At 75.6% G+C, this 3,488-nt stretch carries 3 protein-coding genes; all 3 read right to left on the reverse strand.

The features are described 5' to 3' along the window. Positions 1-203: 203 nt before the first annotated feature. The 3 genes from mgt to ACOV8S_RS04575 all read right to left on the reverse strand — a co-directional run bounded on the left by mgt (position 204) and on the right by ACOV8S_RS04575 (position 3,432). Positions 204-1,421, reverse strand: coding sequence for a macrolide-inactivating glycosyltransferase (gene mgt / locus ACOV8S_RS04565; RefSeq protein WP_448316229.1), 1,218 nt, complete (start codon positions 1,419-1,421; stop codon positions 204-206). 103 nt (positions 1,422-1,524) lie between these two features. Next, positions 1,525-2,325: an ABC transporter ATP-binding protein gene (locus tag ACOV8S_RS04570; protein ID WP_448317348.1), complete on the reverse strand. Its 801-nt coding sequence runs from the start codon at positions 2,323-2,325 to the stop codon at positions 1,525-1,527. Positions 2,326-2,382: 57 nt separating this feature from the next. Continuing rightward, entirely contained in the window at positions 2,383-3,432 is a 1,050-nt protein-coding gene (locus ACOV8S_RS04575; RefSeq protein ID WP_448317349.1) for a FecCD family ABC transporter permease, read from the reverse strand. Between the last annotated feature and the right edge of the window lie 56 nt (positions 3,433-3,488).

A 3,488-nucleotide genomic window follows, 5' to 3' on the forward strand; every position in this document is an offset into this window, starting at 1 on the left:
GCGAGGGCGGGTTCGTGCCGCATCCGCCGCGCGAGGACGACGTGGCCGCCTACCCGTGGCAGGCGGCCGTCGACGCGCTGCCAGGCTGACCGGGCCTCGGCGGACGTCCGACGCCTCGGCGGACGGCCGATGCCCCGGCGGGCGGGCCGTCGGGCGGTGCGGGCTCGGTGGGGGCTCCTCGGTTTCCGGGCCGCGCCGCATGATCAGACGGAGAGGCCCTCGCCGCCGGGCAGCTCCGCCTCGATCAGGCCGGCGGCGCGCCGGGTGCCGCCCTCCGCGGCCATCTCCGCGCGGATCGCGGCCAGGCGGGCGGCCACCTCGGGGTCGTCGACCAGGGCCAGGGCCGCCGCGCGCAGCGACTCGGCGGTGGCCTCCTCCGCGGGGAGGTGCCGTGCGACGCCGAGGCCTGCGAGGGCGTCCGCGTTCATGAACTGGTCCGCCGCCTGCGGGACGGCGATCATCGGGGTCGCGCTCGCCAGGCCCTCCTGGCTGCCGCCCGCGCCCGCGTGGGTGACGAACAGGTCGGCCTCCGCGAGGATCGCGCGCTGCGGCACCCAGTCGTGGACCTCCACGGTGGGCGGCACGGCCCCGAGTTCCGAGGGATCGACGTGCCTGCCGATCTGCAGCACCGTGTGCCAGCCGGGCAGGTCGCCGAACGCCTGCACGCACTCCCGGTAGAAGCCGGGCCGCTGGGTGAAGGCCGACCCGAGCGACACCAGGACCACCTTCCCGGCCCCGGCCGGACGCTCCCAGCCGCCCTGCGCCGCCGCATCGTCCTGGCAGGCGCCGACGAACGTGTACACGTCCTCGTTCACCCGGTCGGCGTGCGGCTGCAGGGCCCGCGGGATGAGGACCAGGGCGCGGTCGGGCCGTCCGCCGAAGGTGTCAGGGTCCAGCGGTACGCCGTTGTCGTCCAGCCACTTCTGGAACCGGGCGTAGTAGGCCTGCCCGCGCGGCGTCCTCCGCGGCTCCTCCCACATCGGCTCGCCCACCTCCTTCTCGTAACCCTCCCAGGCGACCATGGCGGGGGAGAGGCAGATCGCGGGCACGCCCCAGCGGTGGGCGAGGACGCGGGCGGGGTAGGCCGCGATGTCGTACAGCACCAGGTCGGGCCGGTCGCCCTCGTAGGCGGCCTCGAGCTGCGGGAGCGCCTGCATCGCGTCGTCGAGGAAGGGCTCCACGTTGTCCAGCAGGGTCGAACCCCAGGCCTCCGGCGGGTCCTCCGGGGAGGGCAGGGTGGAGTTCCACGGCCTGACCTCCGCACCCGTGACGGCGACCTTCTCCGCGAAGAGCGGTGGGACGGCATAGGTGACGCGATGCCCGCGCCGCACCAGCTCCCGGATCACCTCCAGGCTCGGGTTCACGTGGCCGTGGGCGGCGATGGAGAACATGGCGATGTGCGCGGGGCGAGAGGCGGTCATGCCCCGAACCTAGCGGCGCGTTGTGCGTCCTTCACCCCGTTTTCGGGTGACGCCCCGCGTCCCGTCCGTGCCGTGTCACGACGTGCCGTGACGGACGGGCAGGTCAGGCCGGGACGCGGGCAACGGGGACGACGACGGGGGAGCCGTCGCCCGGGGCGGTGAGGATGTCGGCGTCGATGCCGTACAGCTCCTTCACCAGGGCTGCGGTGACGACCTCGCGGGGCGCCCCCTCGGCGACGACCCTGCCGTCCTTCATGGCGACCACCGTGTCGGCGTACCGCGCGGCCAGGGCGAGGTCGTGGAGGACCATCACCACCGTGCGGCCGGCGGCGGCGACCTCGCGGACCAGTTCCAGGACGTCCACCGCGTGGCCGAGGTCGAGGGCGGAGGTCGGCTCGTCGAGGAGCACCACCGGCGTCTCCTGGGCCAGCACCACCGCGAGCCAGCAGCGCTGCCGCTGGCCGCCGGAGAGGCGGTCCACCCGGCGGCCGGCCAGCTCCAGCGTGCCGGTGGCCTCCAGGGCGGCGCGCACCGCGGCCTCGTCCTCGCGGGACCACTGGCGCAGCAGACCCTGGTGCGGGTGACGGCCGTAGCGCACCAGTCCGGCCACGGTGACCGCCTCGGGAGCGGTGGGCGCCTGCGGCAGCAGGCCGATGCGGCGGGCGGCGGTGCGGCGCTTCAGCTTCCGCACGTCCTCCTCGCCCACCCGCACGGTGCCGACCTCGGGGTCGTGCAGCCGGGCTATGGAGCGCAGCAGGGTGGACTTGCCGCACCCGTTGGGGCCGACGATCGCGACGACCTTCCCGGCGGGCACCGACAGGTCGACGCCGTCGACCACACGCCGGCCGCCGTACCCGGCGACCAGGCCCTGGACCTCCAGGTGGAGGCCCTCGGCGGAGCTCATGGGGCTCAAGACGGATGTTCCTCTCAGGGGTTCGGGCACGGCACGGGGCGTGGGCGCTCAGACGGTCTCGGAGCTGTCGCGGAACAGCACCCACAGCAGGAAGGGCCCGCCGAGCACGCTGGTGACGACGCCGACCGGGATCTCCACCGGGGCGACGACCCGGCCCAGCGCGTCCGCCGCCGCGATCAGCACGGCGCCGGCCAGCGCGGAGCCGAGGACGGGAACCCGGGTCGGCCCGGCCAGCCGGGACGCCACGATCGGCGCGGCCAGCGCGACGAAGGCGATCGGGCCGCCGACGCCGACGGCGCAGCCCGACAGGGCGACCGCCAGGGCCAGCGCCGCCCCGCGGGTGCGCCGCAGGTCGACGCCGAGGCTCGCGGCGAGTTCGTCGTCCAGCCGCAGCAGCTGGAGCCGGTTGCCCGCGGCCAGGGCGAGCGGCACCAGGACCGCCAGGACCCACAGCAGCGGGGTTCCGACGGACCAGTCCCGGCCGTTGAGGCTGCCCACGGTCCACAGGAAGACGCCGCCGGCCGTGTTGTCGTTCTCCCGGGACATCACCAGGTCGGTGACGGCGCCGATCACCGTGGAGACACCGATGCCGACCACCAGCACCCGGTGGCCGCGGGTGCCGACGCCGCCCGCGCACAGCACCACCAGCGCGGCGGCCGCGGCGGCGCCCAGCGGGCCCAGCCACCAGTCGCCGATGGTCCCCGTGCTGGAGCCGACCACGGAGGCCACCACCACAGCGGTGGCGCCCTCGTTGACGCCGATCACGTCGGGGGTGGCGAGGCGGTTGCCGGCCAGGGTCTGCAGCAGACAGCCCGCCACGCCGAGCGCGGCGCCCACCAGCAGCGCCACCATGATGCGCGGCAGCCGGAAGTCCCGCACCAGCATCACCGTCGCGGAGTCGCCGGTGCCCAGGAGGCCCTCGACGGTGCGGGCGAAGCTCATGCCGGTCGAGCTGGCGAACGAGGCCAGCGCGACCACCACCACGCCGAGCAGCAGCAGACCGAGCGCGACGACGGCGGTGCGGCGGGGGAACAGCCAGGAGATCCGACCGGCCCGCACCACCGTGCTGTCGGGGGGCGTCACGTCGGGGGCGAGCAAGGCGGTGCCCGCGTCCGCGGCGGGTGTCTTCGCGTCGGGACGGGAGGCGCGCGTGC

The organism is Streptomyces sp. CO7, assembly GCF_053474865.1.

Bases quoted from the DNA above. Each gene is read 5' to 3' on its own strand.
- mgt (WP_448316229.1), bottom strand. From the start codon at position 1,421: ATGACCGCCTCTCGCCCCGCGCACATCGCCATGTTCTCCATCGCCGCC.
- ACOV8S_RS04570 (WP_448317348.1), bottom strand. From the start codon at position 2,325: ATGAGCTCCGCCGAGGGCCTCCACCTGGAGGTCCAGGGCCTGGTCGCC.